General features: G+C 41.6%; 22 protein-coding genes. 18 read left to right on the plus strand and 4 right to left on the minus strand.

The genetic code is table 11. The features are described 5' to 3' along the window. Window positions 1–57: 57 nt before the first annotated feature. The 3 genes from AAZR19_RS05340 to AAZR19_RS05350 all read left to right on the plus strand — a co-directional run bounded on the left by AAZR19_RS05340 (window position 58) and on the right by AAZR19_RS05350 (window position 1,839). Entirely contained in the window at window positions 58–798 is a 741-nt protein-coding gene (locus AAZR19_RS05340) for a polysaccharide deacetylase family protein (protein ID WP_076840440.1), read from the plus strand. A gap of 84 nt (window positions 799–882) precedes the next feature. After that, window positions 883–1,611, plus strand: coding sequence for an SGNH/GDSL hydrolase family protein (locus tag AAZR19_RS05345; RefSeq protein ID WP_024423053.1), 729 nt, complete (start codon window positions 883–885; stop codon window positions 1,609–1,611). A gap of 78 nt (window positions 1,612–1,689) precedes the next feature. After that, window positions 1,690–1,839 (plus strand): hypothetical protein, encoded by a 150-nt coding sequence (locus tag AAZR19_RS05350; protein ID WP_162842499.1) that lies wholly within the window; start codon window positions 1,690–1,692, stop codon window positions 1,837–1,839. A gap of 135 nt (window positions 1,840–1,974) precedes the next feature. Here the strand turns inward: AAZR19_RS05350 and AAZR19_RS05355 are convergent, their stop codons facing one another. Then, the gene (locus AAZR19_RS05355) at window positions 1,975–2,115 is read right to left on the minus strand and encodes a sporulation histidine kinase inhibitor Sda (protein WP_003217327.1); all 141 of its coding nucleotides are present in this window, start codon (window positions 2,113–2,115) and stop codon (window positions 1,975–1,977) included. 361 nt (window positions 2,116–2,476) lie between these two features. On the opposite strand from AAZR19_RS05355, the gene AAZR19_RS05360 reads away from it, so the two are divergent. The 8 genes from AAZR19_RS05360 to AAZR19_RS05395 are packed head-to-tail and all read left to right on the plus strand — an operon-like array spanning window position 2,477 to window position 7,495. Next, on the plus strand, window positions 2,477–2,998 hold the full coding sequence (locus AAZR19_RS05360) for a YqeG family HAD IIIA-type phosphatase (protein WP_008356191.1): 522 nt from the start codon (window positions 2,477–2,479) through the stop codon (window positions 2,996–2,998). A gap of 2 nt (window positions 2,999–3,000) precedes the next feature. Then, entirely contained in the window at window positions 3,001–4,101 is a 1,101-nt protein-coding gene (gene yqeH, locus AAZR19_RS05365) for a ribosome biogenesis GTPase YqeH (protein ID WP_197203006.1), read from the plus strand. Between the two features lie 21 nt (window positions 4,102–4,122). Then, the gene (gene aroE, locus AAZR19_RS05370) at window positions 4,123–4,965 is read left to right on the plus strand and encodes a shikimate dehydrogenase (RefSeq protein WP_076840442.1); all 843 of its coding nucleotides are present in this window, start codon (window positions 4,123–4,125) and stop codon (window positions 4,963–4,965) included. Next, entirely contained in the window at window positions 4,959–5,249 is a 291-nt protein-coding gene (gene yhbY / locus AAZR19_RS05375; RefSeq protein WP_008342507.1) for a ribosome assembly RNA-binding protein YhbY, read from the plus strand. Before aroE ends, yhbY begins: the two co-directional genes overlap by 7 nt. Before the next feature lie 13 nt (window positions 5,250–5,262). Next, window positions 5,263–5,832, plus strand: a complete 570-nt coding sequence (locus tag AAZR19_RS05380) for a nicotinate-nucleotide adenylyltransferase (protein WP_197203007.1) — start codon at window positions 5,263–5,265, stop codon at window positions 5,830–5,832. Continuing rightward, entirely contained in the window at window positions 5,822–6,385 is a 564-nt protein-coding gene (gene yqeK, locus AAZR19_RS05385; RefSeq protein ID WP_034280084.1) for a bis(5'-nucleosyl)-tetraphosphatase (symmetrical) YqeK, read from the plus strand. The genes AAZR19_RS05380 and yqeK overlap by 11 nt, the downstream gene beginning before the upstream one ends. 13 nt (window positions 6,386–6,398) lie before the next feature. Beyond that, window positions 6,399–6,755: a ribosome silencing factor gene (gene rsfS / locus AAZR19_RS05390; RefSeq protein ID WP_003217467.1), complete on the plus strand. Its 357-nt coding sequence runs from the start codon at window positions 6,399–6,401 to the stop codon at window positions 6,753–6,755. Further along, on the plus strand, window positions 6,752–7,495 hold the full coding sequence (locus tag AAZR19_RS05395; protein WP_434702520.1) for a class I SAM-dependent DNA methyltransferase: 744 nt from the start codon (window positions 6,752–6,754) through the stop codon (window positions 7,493–7,495). Before rsfS ends, AAZR19_RS05395 begins: the two co-directional genes overlap by 4 nt. A gap of 48 nt (window positions 7,496–7,543) precedes the next feature. Here AAZR19_RS05395 and comER read toward each other — a convergent pair whose 3' ends face one another. Continuing rightward, window positions 7,544–8,392, minus strand: coding sequence for a late competence protein ComER (gene comER / locus AAZR19_RS05400; protein ID WP_434702522.1), 849 nt, complete (start codon window positions 8,390–8,392; stop codon window positions 7,544–7,546). Between the two features lie 90 nt (window positions 8,393–8,482). Here comER and AAZR19_RS05405 point away from each other — a divergent pair, with 90 nt between their 5' ends. The 3 genes from AAZR19_RS05405 to AAZR19_RS05415 all read left to right on the plus strand — a co-directional run bounded on the left by AAZR19_RS05405 (window position 8,483) and on the right by AAZR19_RS05415 (window position 12,067). Further along, complete coding sequence (locus AAZR19_RS05405; protein WP_434702523.1) at window positions 8,483–9,112, plus strand: helix-hairpin-helix domain-containing protein; 630 nt, start codon at window positions 8,483–8,485, stop codon at window positions 9,110–9,112. Window positions 9,113–9,177: 65 nt separating this feature from the next. Beyond that, window positions 9,178–9,747 (plus strand): ComE operon protein 2, encoded by a 570-nt coding sequence (locus AAZR19_RS05410; protein WP_024423045.1) that lies wholly within the window; start codon window positions 9,178–9,180, stop codon window positions 9,745–9,747. After that, window positions 9,740–12,067, plus strand: coding sequence for a DNA internalization-related competence protein ComEC/Rec2 (locus AAZR19_RS05415; RefSeq protein ID WP_434702596.1), 2,328 nt, complete (start codon window positions 9,740–9,742; stop codon window positions 12,065–12,067). The genes AAZR19_RS05410 and AAZR19_RS05415 overlap by 8 nt, the downstream gene beginning before the upstream one ends. A 39-nt stretch (window positions 12,068–12,106) precedes the next feature. Here the strand turns inward: AAZR19_RS05415 and AAZR19_RS05420 are convergent, their stop codons facing one another. Continuing rightward, entirely contained in the window at window positions 12,107–12,241 is a 135-nt protein-coding gene (locus AAZR19_RS05420; protein WP_012010638.1) for a YqzM family protein, read from the minus strand. 236 nt (window positions 12,242–12,477) lie between these two features. On the opposite strand from AAZR19_RS05420, the gene holA reads away from it, so the two are divergent. Continuing rightward, on the plus strand, window positions 12,478–13,497 hold the full coding sequence (gene holA, locus AAZR19_RS05425; protein WP_041106935.1) for a DNA polymerase III subunit delta: 1,020 nt from the start codon (window positions 12,478–12,480) through the stop codon (window positions 13,495–13,497). A gap of 134 nt (window positions 13,498–13,631) precedes the next feature. Here holA and rpsT read toward each other — a convergent pair whose 3' ends face one another. Next, a complete protein-coding gene (rpsT, locus tag AAZR19_RS05430) occupies window positions 13,632–13,898 on the minus strand; it encodes a 30S ribosomal protein S20 (protein ID WP_024423042.1) in 267 nt (88 codons plus the stop codon). Between the two features lie 198 nt (window positions 13,899–14,096). On the opposite strand from rpsT, the gene gpr reads away from it, so the two are divergent. The 3 genes from gpr to AAZR19_RS05445 all read left to right on the plus strand — a co-directional run bounded on the left by gpr (window position 14,097) and on the right by AAZR19_RS05445 (window position 16,833). Further along, window positions 14,097–15,212: a GPR endopeptidase gene (gpr, locus tag AAZR19_RS05435; RefSeq protein WP_024423041.1), complete on the plus strand. Its 1,116-nt coding sequence runs from the start codon at window positions 14,097–14,099 to the stop codon at window positions 15,210–15,212. Window positions 15,213–15,278: 66 nt separating this feature from the next. Beyond that, a complete protein-coding gene (locus AAZR19_RS05440; protein WP_025092944.1) occupies window positions 15,279–16,487 on the plus strand; it encodes a stage II sporulation protein P in 1,209 nt (402 codons plus the stop codon). A gap of 13 nt (window positions 16,488–16,500) precedes the next feature. Next, complete coding sequence (locus AAZR19_RS05445; RefSeq protein WP_024423039.1) at window positions 16,501–16,833, plus strand: YqxA family protein; 333 nt, start codon at window positions 16,501–16,503, stop codon at window positions 16,831–16,833. The last annotated feature ends 46 nt before the right edge of the window (window positions 16,834–16,879 follow it).

Genomic DNA, 16,879 nt, shown 5'->3' on the forward strand with positions numbered 1-16,879 from the left:
ATTGATGAGAAAGCGGGCAATTTATCGGTAATGATGTTCGGTGGAGGAGGCGGTCGAATGAGAGGGCTGCATATCTTGATGTGTATATGGCTGCTATGTGCTATTATTCCTAATAAAATAGAGGCACGTACATTAAAACGAGTGGATCTTGAAAAAACGGGACGTGCCTTTTGGGATGTGAGAGCGGAACGGAAAAAGATTGCGATCACCTTTGATGATGGACCTCATCCAGTGTATACAAATCAAATATTGGATGTACTGAAGGAGCATCAAGTGAATGCAAGCTTTTTTGTGATAGGGAGCCGAATTCATACATATCCAATGATCGCAGAACGGATTGTGGACGAAGGAAATGAACTCGGCAATCATACGATGAATCATACGTATTTTGACCTTTTGTCGTCAAAGGAGATCAAGCGGGAATTAAAAGAATCAGCGGCTCATATCGCTTCACTCCAGCCTGGCGGTCCCTTATTATTTCGTCCTCCTGGTGGACGCTTAACAATGAAATCATTCCGCATTCTATCAAAGCAAGGGTACGATGTGGTCATGTGGTCCTTTACGCAAGATCCGAAGGACTGGTCAAGACCAGGCGCACGTAAAATTGCAAGCCGAATCATTGATCATATTCAAGGCGGCGATATCATCCTTTTACATGATGGCGGAGGAAATCGCAAGCAAACGGTAGAAGCATTGAAACAAGTGATTCCTGAGTTGAAGAAGAGGGGCTATGAATTTGTAAAAGTAAGTGAACTGCTGCACCATGATAAAGCATATATGCCTGTTCAGCTGCAATAGACAGCATTCGTCAAAAACATTCATTCATTGAAACCAAAAGTCTTGTCGTTTACTATATGAAGAGGGCTTTTGGAGGTGAATGTTGTGAAGAAATATGTTTTCCTTTTCATCCTATTATGTGTTGCTGCTGGGTGCTCAAAGCCAGTACAAGAAAGCGTCATTGCATTTGGTGACAGCAATACAAGAGGATCAAACTGGGACTTTCGAGATTATCCAACATCTGAAAAATGGGTGAATCTCATGAAAAACGTCGAGCGCGGCCAAATTCAAGTGAAGAATGCAGGCATTGGCGGGCAGACGACTGAAGACGCGAAACTTCGCTTTGAGCAGGATATTTTAAAACAGAAGCCAACTTACGTCCTCATCATGTTCGGTACGAATGATGCGGCGATTTTAGACGGGAAACATCCCCGAGTGACGAAAAAACGGTTTAAAGAAAATTTAACCTACTTCATTTCTGAAAGTAGAAAAGAAGGCATTACCCCGATTCTCATGACCTGTGTGCCTGTTGTAGAAGGCGGGAAAAAGGGCTTGTATTATTACTCCAGATATAAGTCATCTTATTTTGCCGGGAGAGGCGGGGCAAGAGCTTGGCAAAACTCTTATAATGACATCACAAGAGAAGTAGCGAAGGATGAGCAGGTGCCGCTTGTCGACAACTGGAAAGCTTTCATCCGAGAAGCTGGAGAAGATAGTGATCATGCCCTGATTCAGTCTGGCTTGATCGACCCTTCTGGCAATCATATGACACCAAAAGGGGCGAGAATTATTTATAACGAAATCAAAGAGCGTGATGTCATCAAACATTTTTAAATGATGGCCATCTGCCTAAACAAGACCATCCATCCAGCATAGTCTAACAGTATATCTTCCTAGAAGGAGGTAACTGATATGTGGGGATGTCCTTATCCTTACCCTGCGTGTTCGCCTTATCCAGCACAAGGAGCAGGAATCGGTTACGCTTTTCTTGTTGTGTTCCTTGTGGTCATTTTAGTCGTAGGCGGAGGGTTATGGTTTTGGAATGAACAGCCTTGCAATTAAGACACCTCTTCTTTCATCAGAAGGGGTGTTTTTTACGGAAAATAGTAGTAAGCCTATAGCGCAAGTGATATAATATCAGTCACCTGAGTTTAAAAAAGGAGAGTGCTCGGGAGGCATGGTTCCTGTGATATGGAATTAAGAGGAAACAGAGAGCATATGCCCGAGCGAACGTCTTTTCATTTCTGTCTCAATTAATTCAATGAAGTCGCGATTTAAGTTCATTTCATTTGCTTTATAATACGATTCTATAAGTAAATCATCTGACAGCTTTTTCATACTAGAAACCCATATGATGGGAAAAACACCTCCCCTGAAAAAGTTGGCATAAAATTTGAGGAAAAGACATATCATCATAGGTTGATCGACTGTCTTTGAAGTACCTTTAATCTACCATGAATGGGAAACAAGAACAATCGTTCTGTTATCCACATGGTTAAGTGGATAACTTGTGGGTAGAGTGTTTATAATTGAATGAAAGCGTGATGAAATATAGGTGGATAATGTGTGTAAAATTATCCACACCTGTTGAAGGTCCTCGTCATATGTCGAAAACTTTTTCATTGTATTCGATAGACAGACAAATTGTGATTTGATTCGACACAATCGCTGAAAACCAATGGAAGAAAGGGTGCAAATTGTGCTAAAGAAGTATTTCTTACCGGATGAATTTGTGAAAAGTATTTTCCACATTTCACCGCAAAAATTAAAAGAACGAAATGTAAAAGGAATTATTACCGATCTAGATAACACACTAGTAGAATGGGACCGTCCAAGTGCGACACCGCGCTTAATTGAATGGTTTCAAGAAATGAAAGATCACGGGATACAAGTGACGATTGTATCGAACAATAATGAAAAAAGGGTCAAGCTTTTTTCTGAACCGGTTCATATCCCGTTTATTTATAAAGCGAGAAAGCCTATGGGAAGAGCCTTTAATAAGGCAGTCGCTGATATGCAGTTGAAAAAAGAAGATGTGGTTGTCATTGGGGATCAGCTCATGACAGATGTTCTTGGCGGGAATCGTCATGGCTTCCATACGATTTTGGTCGTTCCTGTTGCTGCCTCGGACGGATTTTTCACAAAGTTTAACAGGCAGATTGAACGCAGAATTTTAGGAGCCTTAAAGCGTAAGGGCCACATTCAGTGGGAGGAAGAGTAATAATGGAAAAGGTTGTTTGTATTGGCTGCGGTGTAGCCATTCAGACGGAAGATAAAGATCAATTAGGATATGCGCCGGCAGCATCTCTATTGAAAGAAGATGTGATCTGTCAGCGCTGTTTTAGGTTAAAGAACTACAATGAGATTCAAGATGTTTCTTTAACAGAAGACGACTTTTTAAATATATTGCACAGCATTGGAGAGACAGATTCTCTCATTGTGAAGGTCGTTGATATTTTTGACTTTAACGGAAGCTGGATCAACGGGCTGAGCCGTATTGTCGGCGGTAATCCGATTTTACTTGTCGGCAACAAAGTGGATATTTTACCGAAATCCGTGAAAAAAGATCGTCTGATTCATTGGATGAAACGGGAAGCAAAGGAAAACGGATTAAACCCTATCGATGTTTTCTTGATCAGTGCAAGCAGAGGCCAGGGTGTGCCTGAGGTGATGGAAGCGATCGATCATTACCGCGAGGGAAGAAATGTCTATGTCGTCGGCTGTACGAATGTTGGAAAATCAACATTTATCAATCGAATCATCAAAGAAGTATCTGGCGAAGAGAACGTCATTACTACATCCCAATATCCAGGTACTACACTTGATGCGATTGAAATCCCGCTTGATGACGGGTCTGCTTTATTCGATACGCCGGGCATCATCAACCGACATCAAATGGCGCACTATGTCAGCAAAAATGACTTGAAGATTTTAACGCCGAAAAAAGAATTGAAACCGAGAACGTTCCAATTAAATGAAGCACAAACGCTTTATTTTGGCGGACTGGCTCGATTTGATTACGTAAAAGGCGGCAGAACATCATTTGTCTGCTATATGCCAAATGAGCTGAACATTCACCGTACAAAGCTGGAGAACGCAGATGATTTATATGAAAAACATGCAGGGGAACTGCTGTCACCGCCATCAAAAGAGGGAATGGAAAATTTCCCGCCGCTCGTTCCGCATACCTTTACCATTGATCAGCCAAAAATGGACATCGTCTTTTCAGGTTTAGGCTGGGTTACTGCAAATGATGCGGGCAAGCAAATCAAAGTTTATGCGCCAAAAGGCGTTCATGTGTTTATGAGACGTTCGTTAATTTAAATGTTCAAAGGGGGAGAGACCTTGAAACCTTTATACGGAGTAATCGGTAACCCTGTTGGCCACTCAATGTCTCCGGATATTCATAATGCAGCACTAAAGGACGCTGGAATTGATGGACATTATCATGGCTTTCAAGTAGAAAATGATGACCTGAAAGATGCGATTAGCGGCATGAAGGCGTTAGGAATCAGCGGCATTAACGTCACTGTTCCGCACAAGGTAGAAATCATGAAGTACCTTGACAAAATTGATGTGACAGCTGAACGCCTCGGTGCCGTCAATACGGTGCGGCTCGAAGGGGATCAGCTCGTTGGGTACAATACAGATGGAGAAGGCTTTCTTCATTCATTGCTTGAAGCCTTGGATCAGCCGTTATCAGAGCTGTCATTTCTCTTGATTGGTGCTGGCGGAGCGGCAAGAGCGATTTATACGACAATTGCTCAGTATGCACCGAAGAGCTTTGATATTACGAACCGCACCATTGAAAAAGCTGAAGCTTTAATTGAAAGTGCAGAGGGAAAAATCACATCTCAAGCAATCACATTAAATGCAGCAGAAGAGCGGCTTGGGGAATATGATGTCATTATCCATACGACCTCGATCGGCATGTATCCGAATGTTGAAGAAACCCCGATTTCTTTAGCGAACGCAAAAAAAACAGCGGTCGTTTGTGATATTGTGTATAATCCAATAGAAACAAAACTGCTCAGTGAAGCAGCAGGTTTAGGCTTGAAAACAGTGGATGGGGTTGGCATGTTTGTTGGACAAGCAGTAAGAGCCTTTGAACTGTGGACAGGCATTACGCCTGACGCCGGAAAAATGAAGTCAATTGTCATAGAGAAATTAGGAGGAACACCATGTTAAAAGGTAAGCAAAAACGTTTTTTACGTGCACAAGCACATCATTTATCACCTATTTTTCAAGTTGGAAAAGGCGGGGTAAATGACAATATGGTCAAGCAAATTTCCGAGGCGCTTGAAGCAAGAGAACTGTTAAAGGTCAGCGTATTGCAAAATTGCGACGAGGACAAAACGGAAGTTGCGAAAGCACTTGTAAAAGGTGCAAAGGCTGAACTCGTTCAAACGATCGGAAATGTGATTGTCCTTTACAAAGAATCTAAGGAAAATAAACAAATTAAGCTGCCGTAAAGGTGGATACGATATGAAAAAAATAGGGTTGTTCGGGGGTACGTTTGATCCTCCCCATAACGGGCATTTGCTGATGGCAAGTGAAGTGCGGATTCAAGTGGGGCTTGATGAAATTTGGTTTATCCCAAACCATATGCCTCCTCATAAAACTGGACGGAAACGAGCAGATAGTCATCACCGGATAAAAATGGTGGAGGCGGCGATTCAATCAAATCCATATTTTCGGCTCGAGCTCATTGAAATGGAGCGGGAGGGTCCGTCTTATACGGTAGATACAGTCGATCTGTTAAAGAAGCGTCATCCAGAAGATCAGTTCTTTTTTATGATAGGAGCGGACATGGTCGAGTATTTGCCAAAATGGCACCGGATCGATGATTTGCTTCAAATGATCACCTTTATTGGGATGAAAAGGCCGGGTTACGTTGGAAGTACGGGATATCCTCTTTTATTTGCAGATGTTCCAGCTTTTGATGTATCATCGACATTGATTAGGCAGCGAATAGAGCAGGGGAACCCTGTCGATTATTTGATTCCGAAAGCTGTTGAGCGTTATATAAAGGAGCATCATTTATATGAATCGTGAAGAAGCATTGAACTGTGTCAAAGAGCAGTTAACAGAGCATAGATATACACATACACTCGGAGTCATGGAGACAGCCATTTCATTAGCGGAACGGTTCGGTGCAGATGTGAAAAAAGCAGAGATCGCCGCTATTTTTCATGATTATGCGAAATTTAGGCCAAAAGAAGAAATGAAGGGGATTATCCAAAAAGAACAGATGAACCCTTTATTGCTTGAATATTCGCCCGAGCTTTGGCACGCCCCGGTTGGTGCCTATTTGGTCAAAAAAGAAGCTGGAATTGACGATCAAGATGTGTTAACAGCTATTGAATTTCATACTTCCGGCAGACCAGACATGACCTTACTTGAAAAAGTCATTTATGTCGCAGATTATATTGAACCAGGACGTCATTTCCCTGGTGTCGAAGAAGTAAGGGAGTTAGCAGAACATGATCTAGATCGTGCACTGATCCAATCATTAAAAAACACCATCAGTTTTCTAATGAAAAAGAATCAGCCAGTCTTTCCAGATACGCTTGCTACTTACAACTCGCTTGTGCATAAGAACAACTAAGGAGGAATTTTGGATGGATTCATCATCAATTTTAAACGTCGCAGCAGGAGCATGCGATGATAAACGGGCTGAGGATATTATTGCCCTTAATATGCAAGGAATCTCACTTGTTGCAGATTATTTTCTCATTTGTCACGGGAATTCTGATAAACAAGTGCAAGCCATTGCAAGAGAAGTAAAACATCTTGCAGAGGAAAGCGGAATCGAAGTGAAGAAGATGGAAGGCTTTGATGAAGCAAGATGGGTATTGATTGACCTAGGTGATGTCATTGCCCATGTGTTCCACAAAGAAGAAAGAGGATACTACAATCTAGAAAAGCTATGGGGAGATGCGCCGAGAGAAACCCTTTCACTTGGCATTAACTCATGATTTATCAAGGGTTTGCAGGTGTGTATGACGAGCTCATGACACATGCACCTTATGATGAATGGGTTCAGTGGATCCAGCAGTATATGAAGCCGAATGCTGCCATCATCGATGTAGGCTGTGGAACTGGAGAGATTTCTCTTCGATTAGCTGAAAAGGGCCACAAGGTCACAGGAATTGACCTCAGTGAAGAAATGCTGGCCTTTGCGCAGCAAAAAGCGCAGGCGAAAAAGCAGTCGATTCAATTTTTACATCAAGATATGAGAGAGGTTACGGGCTTTGAACAAGCCTTCCAGGCAGCCGTTATTTGCTGTGATTCCTTGAATTACTTAAAAAACGAAAATGACGTCAAAAAAACCTTTAAAAACATGTTTCAGCTTTTAGAGGCAGATGGGGTTTTACTTTTTGATGTTCATACGCCTTATAAAATGGAAGAGGTATTCCCGGGTTCGACTTATGCAGATCAAGATGAAGAGATCAGCTATATTTGGCAGAGTGATAAAGGGGATGACGTGTATTCGGTCATACATGATTTAAGCTTTTTTGTAAAAGACGGAGACATGTATCAGCGTTATGATGAGACACATGAACAGCGCACATTTCCATTTGAAACATATGCAGCGTTCCTTGAGTCCGCTGGCTTTGAACAAATAGAAGTGACTGCTGATTTTACAAATGAAGCCCCCGGTGAATTCGCCGAAAGATATTTCATCTCAGCTAAGAAACCAAAAACCATCGTTTAATAGAACGATGGTTTTTTAAAACCCTTTTTTCGCTTATTGCAAAGATGATTAATTTCTGCGATCATCAGTGAACACACATGGCGGATATTGATGCGCAACTGCTTCTAGATCTTCATCGAATTTTTTATGGGTGTTTTGAAAGAGACGGTGAAACATATCTTGCACACCTGCTTCAAGTGCTTTAATGCCTTCACCAGTGACGCCGCCTTTCACACATACTTTGTCTTGCAGTGTCGGAAGGGTATAGACTCTTTTTTCAATCAAACGGCCAAGACCAACAAGCATATCCTCTGATAAGGTGGTGGCTTCTTCTTTAGAAATATCCGTTTCTTCTACGGCTGCTTCAATCATTTTCTGAACGAGAAAACTGATAAAAGCAGGTCCGCAGCTGACAATATCGGAAGCCGCTCTTGTAATCGAATGATGGATCTCGATAGGTGTTGAAATGCACGAAGCTAACTGTCTTAACGCAGTTTTCGTCGCGGCACTGCATGATGAACCAAAAGTTAAAAGTGATGCGCCTGATAAAGCGCGGTTTGTAATGCTTGGAATCAGCCTGGCTGTTTGACAAGGAACGATATCCTGAAGCTGTTCAGGATGAACCGGACTTGTAATTATGACAATGGTTTGCTGCTCCGTTAAAAGAGGGCTCAGCTCTTTTAAAAGTGGATAAATATCAAGTGGTTTGACACAAACAAAAATGAAATCTTTATTCGTGACAGCCCCTGAAAGCTGTTTCGTTACTTCAAGCTCTGGATGGTTCTTTTTTATATTGAACGCTTTTTCAATGGTTCGGTTTGTAATGGTGATCGATGAGGGATTGACTGCCTTTGATTCAATAAATGCCTCAGTAAGTATGGTACCCATGTTTCCTGTACCGATTAACCCTATATTCAAACGTTCTCCCTCCTTAGACGCATAGGATCTGTTATCTTCTAAACAGTATGTTGAGCAGTAGGAAAATATGATTGAAAGAAGCGTGAGTAAGTGAAACGATTCATTTCATTAAAAAAATACAGTCTTTATATCGCCGCTGGACTCATAGTCGTGATCATCTTCAGTTTCTTCTTTTTCACTGGAAGAGGAGAGGGCAGCAGAGAGCCAAGTGTATTGAAGGAAAATAAAGACATACAAGTCACATTAGAAGACAAACAAGAAAAGACAGAAAAAGAGCCATCGACGATTTTTGTAGAGGTCAAAGGAGCTGTAAGGAAGCCAGGTGTTTATACGTTTCAATCTGATGCTCGGGTAGAGGAAGCGATTCAAAGGGCAGGAGGCTTTACCAGCAAAGCAGACTCGATTGAAATCAACCAAGCAGCTAAATTAGAGGATAGTATGATGATTTATGTTCGGAAGCAGGGGGAAGCGGAAAGAGAGACGCAAACAGTATCAGCTGACGCATCAACGGGCGTTGAAAAGAGTGAGGGTGTGAATGTCAATCAGGCCGATGCAGCCGAATTGCAAACCATTAACGGCATAGGACCAGCTAAAGCCGAAGCTATCATTACGTATAGAGAGGAACACGGAGAATTTCAACAAATTGAAGACTTGCGGAACATTTCAGGTTTTGGGGAAAAGACGATTGAACGGCTGAAAAGTCAATTGACCGTGAAGTAGAATTGACGTTAGAGAAGAAAGGCATGTACACTTAATATCAACCATCATTCTGGAGGGATCAGCTCGTGGAAAGAATTTCATGGAATCAATATTTTATGGCACAAAGCCATTTGCTTGCTTTACGAAGCACCTGTGAGCGGTTAGCTGTTGGGGCGACCATCGTAAGGGACAAGCGCATCATTGCAGGGGGGTACAATGGCTCCATTGCCGGTGATGTTCATTGTGCGGATGTAGGGTGCTATGTCATTGATCATCACTGTGTTCGCACCATCCATGCGGAAATGAATGCTATTTTACAATGTGCCAAATTTGGTGCACCTACAGCTGATGCTGAAATATATGTCACACATTTTCCTTGTTTACAGTGCTGTAAAGCCATCATTCAAGCGGGCATACGAACAGTATACTATGCAAAGGATTATAAAAATCATCCATATGCCATTGATTTATTCGAGCAGGCGGGTGTTCAAACAGAGCAAGTTGAATTAGATGAAATGATCATCGACTTAAAAAATCAAGAAAAATTGGCCTTTGTTGCAGATTTAATTGGGAAGCTGAGTGAATCAGGACTTAGCGAAACAGAAATTCGCGATATGCATGAGAAGGCGAATCAATTATTTACATCCTATGTTTAAATATTTGCCGTTTGGGGCAATTTCAGCAGCTGTTGGAATTGCTCTGGCTGCATATCATCTTCATATGTATTTCCTTCTCTTTCTTCTCATCATATTACTTCTCAGCCTACTGAAAAAAATGCCTCAGCTCTTTTTAATGGTCAGCCTATGCGGTGCTGTCTATATACTCATTTTTATGATTCATGAGTCTCTTGAAATGGATCAACCCGTACTAGAAAAATTCCTATCTGGTTCCGTTGTGATTGAAAGTATTCCGAAAACAGATGGCAATCGTTTTTCAGCGACTGTTTCAACAGACCATGAACAACTAGCCACTTTTTATACAATTCAAACAGAGCGTGAAAAAGAGGCATTAAAAGAGGTAGAACCTGGTATGAGCTGTCATATGACAGGTGATGTTCGTCCAGCAAAGCACGCAACCATTCCTAACGGGTTTCAATACGATCAATTTTTAAAATCAAAAGGCATTGACGCCATTTTTCTGCCACAGTCGATCAAAAACTGTACAAAAAAAGACAGTTCTTCCTATTATCTTCAAGTGATAAGGCAAAAGGGTTTGAAATTTTTAGAAGATCATGTGCCTAAACACTCTGTTGGCATTGTGCAGGCACTTATTTTTGGCGATCGTGAGTTGATAGACCCTGACACATTAAGAGATTATCAAATGCTTGGGATTATTCATTTACTAGCGATCTCAGGATTGCATGTGCAAACGCTTCTTGCATGTTTATTTTGGTGTCTCCTTCGTGCGGGCGTGACAAGAGAGACAGCACGTATTCTTCTATTATGCTTTCTTCCTATTTATGCTTGTTTGACAGGTGCTGCACCATCTGTTTTAAGAGCTTGCCTCATGGCAGGAATCTATTTAGTGATGACTAGTCTGCCAAAAGAAATGAAACAGCCTTCTGCTGTGGTATTAAGTGCAACGTTTTTACTCTTATTAGCGATTCATCCTCTTTATTTATTTGATATCGGATTTCAGCTTTCATTCGCGGTCACGTTTTTTATTTTGTTATCGACTAGGATTTTATCAAAAGCAAAAAGTTCAGTCATGCAATTATTCATGATTTCCTTTATTGCACAGCTTGCTTCACTTCCTGTTCTTTTATATCATTTTCATCAATTCTCTTTACTGAGCGTACCTTTGAACATGATATTTGTTCCTTTATATACGACGGTCGTTATGCCGCTATCCTTACTCTTTTTTATTCTCACTACCATTTATCTTCCGCTTGGACAAACATTGTTTCAGTTGCTTGATTCGGTGATTCAGCTTAGCCATCAATTGTCAGCCTATATGGCTGTTTTTGATGAATTCAACTTGATTTTTATGAAGTCTGCTTGGTGGCATATTCTTCTTGAGGTGAGCGCCTTAATTGTTCTGTTATTTGTGATGGAGTGCAAAACTTCTGTGAAATCCTATGCACTACCGATCCTTTTTCTTATTGGTGTCTTGAGTGCACACTATTTCACCCCGAATTTTTTCGAAAAAGGGGAAGTGACGATGCTGGATGTAGGACAGGGGGATAGTTTGTTTATTCAGCTGCCCTATCGAAAAGGGCACTTGCTTGTGGATACAGGAGGCAGACTTTCTTTTGAAGAAGAACCGTGGAAAAAAAGACGTAAAGTGTCTACGATCGGTGATCAAACGCTGATCCCGTTTCTGCACTCTAAAGGTATAGCGAAACTAGATGTTCTTATTCTTACACATGCGGATCAAGACCATATGGGAGAAGCAGCTCGTTTAATCAAACGAAATAAAATAAAGCGGCTGGCTATTCCAAAAGGCTTTGCACGGAGTCCAGAGGATGCGGAGCTGTTAAAAGAAGCAGCTGATCAAGGGATCATGATTGATGAATTAGAGAGAGGAGATCAGCTTCAGATTGGAGAGCAAATATTTAAGGTCCTTCATCCATCGCGTGATCGGGTAACAACTAAGAATAATGATTCACTCGTTTTGACATTTACTCTAGGCGGGAAGCAGTTTATGCTCACTGGAGATCTTGAACAAGAAGGGGAGCGAGACATTATAGAAGCCTTTCCTCATCTGCGGGCAGATATCCTAAAGGTTGGACATCACGGGAGTAAAGGGTCAACAAGCGAAGAATGGCTTCAGCATCTCAAGCCCTCACATGCACTCATTTCAGCAGGTGAACGCAATCGTTATCAGCATCCACATCAGGAAGTTTTGAAAAAATTAAAGGACCAGCAAATGAAGGTGTATCGTACAGATACCGACGGGAGCGTGACGTATGAATTTCTCGATGAGCAAGGAACGTTTTACACTCACCCTCCATATGATATCTTACAAACTCAATAAAAAAACTGCCAAAACGGCAGTCATGTAACCTTCATGAAGTTAAGATCCAACGAGGTGTATAATGGTTGCCAAAATAAACATTGAGGCGAAAAATCCGAATGTGACGATAAAACCAACGGCTGAGTCGGTCACATCATTCCGCTTGCTTTGAACATTTTTTTCAAATTCATTCATTTTCATCCCTCCTGGCTAATTTTAGTATACTTGAACTCATTTGGAATTGCTAGAAGGTAAAGTAACCGTTTTCCATTTTATGATCATTTTATGAATATCGTCTGACAGCAGGCTGACCCGGGAGCTTGCGCCGGACGTTTACTATAAATGAGGAGGCGGCACTTTCAGCTTCCTCTTTACTAATGTCTTCACACACTTTAGGATAGAGGAGGAAGTGAAAGAGAGGGATTCAATTGATGGTCTTTGATGTATGGAACAATTTAAAACGAGGGGATATCCATCCCGTTTATTGCTTATATGGGAAAGAAACATATTTACTGCAAGAAACCGCTGCTAAATTGAGACAAGCTGTAGTAGAGGAAGAAACGAAGGATTTTAATTACTCCGTCTTCGATATGGAAGAAGTACCGCTTGAACAGGCTGTAACGGATGCAGAAACATTTCCGTTTATGGGAGAAAGACGTCTCGTCGTGATCAAGAATCCTTATTTTCTTACAGCTGAAAAGAAAAAGGAAAAGATTGAGCATGAGCTTTCTGTATTAGAAGCTTATTTAGAAAAGCCAGCGCCCTATACCATTCTCGTGTTATTGGCACCATATGAAAAGCTGGATGAGCGTAAAAAAATCACCAAATTGCTAAAAAAGAAAGCTGCTGTCGTTGAGGCGAAAGAGTTAAACCCAAAAGAAACAATTGATTTCACCATCACACTGGTGAAGACAGAAGGAAAGACGATTACATCTGAAGCGGCTGAGCAGCTTGTGATGCTATGCGGCGGAAGTCTCTCCTCTCTATTCCAAGAGGTTCGGAAGCTAAGTACATATATTGGAGAGCGGGAAGAAATTGAGTTAGCGGATGTCAATCAGCTCGTTGCAAGAAGCTTAGAGCAAAATATTTTCGAGCTGATTAATCAAATTGTAAACAGACGCCGCTCTGAGGCCATGCAGATGTTTTATGATCTGCTGAAGCAAAATGAGGAACCCATTAAAATATTAGCACTCATTTCAACTCAATTTCGATTGATTTTGCAGACGAAGTACTTCGCTCAGCAAGGCTATGGACAAAAACAAATTGCTTCAAATCTAAAAGTCCATCCATTTCGGGTCAAACTTGCGATGGATCAGGCAAGACTGTTTTCAGAAGATGAGCTCAAGCAGATCGTCAAAGAGCTTTCAACGATTGATTATGAAATGAAAACGGGTAAAAAGGACAAGCAGCTGTTGTTAGAATTGTTCCTGCTTCGTTTGTTAGGCGCTTGAACATAAAAAAACGACCTTCTAAAAAGAGGGTCGTTTTTGTTTAGATGTATAATTGCCAGTCTGTCCTTAAGGCTATGCCGCTCAGGACGGACGTACAGTTAAACAGGTGCCTCATCACTGAGGCGTTGCAAGCATTATGCAGAAAGTCCGTTTACTTGTTTAGCAAGTCTTGATTTGTAACGCGCAGCTGCGTTTTTGTGTACAAGACCAGTTTTAACGGCTTTGTCAATGCGTTTTGCAGCAGAAGCAAGAGCAGCTTTTGCTTGCTCAGCATCGTTGTTAGCTACAGAAACTTCAACTTGTTTAATCGCAGTACGCATCGCAGACTTGATTGTTACGTTATGTGCACGGCGTTCGTTATTCGTTTTTGTACGTTTGATCGCTGATTTAATATTTGGCATGTGTTTCACCTCCTAAGATACAACCTAAACACAATTGTCTTAAGGTTAAATCTTCACAATAGAACAAATTGTATTCTATCAAACACACCTTTAGAATGCAATATAAATGTAAAGTATTTTTCATTGATGACGTGCTCGAATGTTTCTTTCAAGAGATGGAAAGACTACTGTTAATTACTTGGTGGAAGGAGTCTTTTTATGGAGAAACAAAAACTCGATTTAAGCGTTTATCAAATCCGGACAGACCTCGCTGTTGAAACAAAAGAGATACTAGAACAAGAGAACGATCCGAATGTCGTCAAAAAAGACGGGATCCAAGGGATTGTCGAAAAGGAAAAAGAAGAGCAAGGCATCCGCATACGTACTGTGGAAATCACGAAAGAAGGGGAGGAGCTGACCGGCAAAAAGGCAGGGACATACTTGACGTTTGAGGCACAAGGCATTCGGGAGAAAGACTCTGAGATGCAAGAAAAAGTCGTCGAAGTCTTTGCCCATCATTTTGCTCAGTTTTTAAAAGACAGAGGCATTCAGGCTGATGCGAGCTGCCTTGTAGTAGGGCTGGGAAACTGGAATGTCACGCCAGATGCATTAGGTCCTCTCACGGTTGAAAATCTGCTTGTAACCCGCCATCTCTTTGAATTGCAGCCGGAAAATGTTCAGGAAGGCTATCGCCCAGTTTCTTCTTTGTCTCCAGGGGTGATGGGACTGACCGGTATTGAAACAAGTGACATTATCCAAGGCGTGATTGAGCGATCTAAGCCTGATTTTGTCATTGCGGTCGATGCCCTTGCTGCTCGTGCGGTGGAACGAGTGAATACAACCATTCAAATTTCTGATACAGGCATCCATCCCGGTTCTGGTGTAGGGAATAAGCGAAAAGAATTAAGCAAAGAAACATTGGGAATTCCAGTGATTGCGATTGGCGTTCCGACAGTGGTGGATGCAGTAACCATTGCAAGTGACACAATTGATTATGTCTTAAAGCATTTTGGTAGAGAACTAAAAGATGATAGACCATCTCGCTCTCTTGTGCCGGCTGGTTTGACATTCGGGAAGAAAAAAGTACTTAACGAAGAAGACTTGCCAGATGAAGAAACGCGTCAATCATTCTTAGGCATCGTAGGAACCCTTCCTGAAGAAGAAAAAAGGCAGCTGATCCACGAAGTGCTTGCGCCCCTGGGCCAAAATTTAATGGTCACGCCTAAGGAAGTCGATACATTCATTGATGATATGGCAAACGTACTTGCCAACGGATTAAACACAGCGCTTCATCAAAAAATCACTCAAGATAATATGGGTTCATATAATCATTAATCGGTTCTACTTTCTCTAGCTCGCTCATAGTGTAATTACTAGAAAGCGTGCTGGAGGGAGTAAATCATGAAAAAAAGACCCCGCCGTCCTCGACAGTTGGTCGTTGCGATTAATGGAACGAAAGTAGTAAAAAGCATCTTCTTATTTATTGCCTCTCTTGTTGTGGTGTTTGTGATGTCAGGGGCTTTGACCTCTTTAAAACCCGAGCTGAGGCCGCAAGCCTCGTTATATGGTGTAGCAGATGAGCTCTCTGGCGCATTTTTTGCCACATTAATGGGCATGGAAAACCAATATTTCGCCTCAGCAGTTCCAGAAGATCAAAAAGGATTTCATTTCTCTGGGCTGTCACTGAAGCTTGCAACCAGTATTAATTTAGAAGACCCGCGCAGTTTCCTAGGAAGAGAGCTCCCAGGCTTTGAACATTTTGATACAAAAATCATCTTAGCGGGTGAAGGAACAGACTATACCAATATGCCAATGGAATCGCCGCCGCCTAGTGAAGTGATCCAAGATGAAAAAGAAGCAAATTTGGCTGAGCTGGACAAGCTCGATGATGATACGCCGAAAAAGCCTGCCAAAGAACCGGACCGGTCAACAGGAAAACGAAAAGCTGTGTACATTTATCACACACATAATACGGAATCATATTTACCATTTTTAAAAGGAGAAACGAATCCAAATAATGCACGGCACTCAAAAGTGAATGTCACCCTTGTCGGCGACATGTTTGGAAAGGCGCTTGATCAGCAAGGAATCGGCAATACAGTCGACAAAACGGAAATTGAAAAAAGACTGGTGAAAAAAGGATTAAAGTATCCGCAGTCTTATAATGAATCAAGATTGGTCGTGAAAGAAGCCTTAGCGAAAAATGATGACCTCGATTATTTAATTGATATTCACCGGGACTCAAGAAGAAAGAAAGATACGACTGTCGAAATCAAAGGGAAGAAATATGCGAGAATTGCGTTTGTTGTTGGGAAGAAGAATCAAAGCTATGAGAAAAACTTAAAGCTTGCGACAGAGTTCCACCATTTGATGGAGAAAAAATATAAAGGTCTTAGTGTCGGTGTGTTTGCCAAAGGAGAAATTGGCGATAATGGAATCTATAATCAAGATTTATCCGACAAAGCCCTTCTTTTAGAATTTGGTGGAGTAGATAATAATATGGAAGAATTAAGAAATGCATCCAATGCGGCAGCTGATGTATTCAGCGACATTTTCTGGGACGCGGAAAAGGTGGACGGCAAAGCAAAGGATGAGAAAAAACGCTCTTAAGGTGGTGACGGGTATGGGCTCATTTATTGGAAAAACCATTATTTTAGGATTGGTCTTGCTGTTTGGTGTCTTTTTAGGAATGCAGCAAGCGAATAATGGCATGCTGCAAATGAAGGGCTACCATGATCCGCAATTAAAAGGAGCTTTCTCCATTCAAATGAACGACAACGAAGAGAAGGAAGCTTCTATCTTAGGAACGGCTGTTACTGAAAAGGATCTTGCCGAAAAACAAAAACAGCTGGAGGAAATAGAGGGCTTTAATGCCTTTTCCAAGGCAGGAAAAGCCCTGTCTGATGGCATGACACATGCAGCCCGTTCTCTTTATGACTGGGTGAATGGGAAATAAACGAATTTCATGAGATCTCCCCTTTTGATCAAAGCCGCTGACCGAT

The organism is Bacillus sp. Je.9.29.b (assembly GCF_051129925.1).
GTDB lineage: Bacteria > Bacillota > Bacilli > Bacillales > Bacillaceae > Bacillus > Bacillus safensis.

Coding starts and splice junctions, on each gene's coding strand:
- rsfS (WP_003217467.1), top strand. CDS start 6,399: ATGGATTCATCATCAATTTTAAACGTCGCAGCAGGAGCATGCGATGAT.
- yhbY (WP_008342507.1), top strand. CDS start 4,959: ATGTTAAAAGGTAAGCAAAAACGTTTTTTACGTGCACAAGCACATCAT.
- AAZR19_RS05420 (WP_012010638.1), bottom strand. CDS start 12,241: ATGAATGAATTTGAAAAAAATGTTCAAAGCAAGCGGAATGATGTGACC.
- AAZR19_RS05415 (WP_434702596.1), top strand. CDS start 9,740: ATGTTTAAATATTTGCCGTTTGGGGCAATTTCAGCAGCTGTTGGAATT.
- holA (WP_041106935.1), top strand. CDS start 12,478: ATGGTCTTTGATGTATGGAACAATTTAAAACGAGGGGATATCCATCCC.
- AAZR19_RS05440 (WP_025092944.1), top strand. CDS start 15,279: ATGAAAAAAAGACCCCGCCGTCCTCGACAGTTGGTCGTTGCGATTAAT.
- AAZR19_RS05445 (WP_024423039.1), top strand. CDS start 16,501: ATGGGCTCATTTATTGGAAAAACCATTATTTTAGGATTGGTCTTGCTG.
- yqeH (WP_197203006.1), top strand. CDS start 3,001: ATGGAAAAGGTTGTTTGTATTGGCTGCGGTGTAGCCATTCAGACGGAA.
- AAZR19_RS05395 (WP_434702520.1), top strand. CDS start 6,752: ATGATTTATCAAGGGTTTGCAGGTGTGTATGACGAGCTCATGACACAT.
- rpsT (WP_024423042.1), bottom strand. CDS start 13,898: ATGCCAAATATTAAATCAGCGATCAAACGTACAAAAACGAATAACGAA.
- AAZR19_RS05355 (WP_003217327.1), bottom strand. CDS start 2,115: ATGAAAAAGCTGTCAGATGATTTACTTATAGAATCGTATTATAAAGCA.
- yqeK (WP_034280084.1), top strand. CDS start 5,822: ATGAATCGTGAAGAAGCATTGAACTGTGTCAAAGAGCAGTTAACAGAG.
- AAZR19_RS05380 (WP_197203007.1), top strand. CDS start 5,263: ATGAAAAAAATAGGGTTGTTCGGGGGTACGTTTGATCCTCCCCATAAC.
- AAZR19_RS05340 (WP_076840440.1), top strand. CDS start 58: ATGAGAGGGCTGCATATCTTGATGTGTATATGGCTGCTATGTGCTATT.
- gpr (WP_024423041.1), top strand. CDS start 14,097: ATGGAGAAACAAAAACTCGATTTAAGCGTTTATCAAATCCGGACAGAC.
- AAZR19_RS05350 (WP_162842499.1), top strand. CDS start 1,690: ATGTGGGGATGTCCTTATCCTTACCCTGCGTGTTCGCCTTATCCAGCA.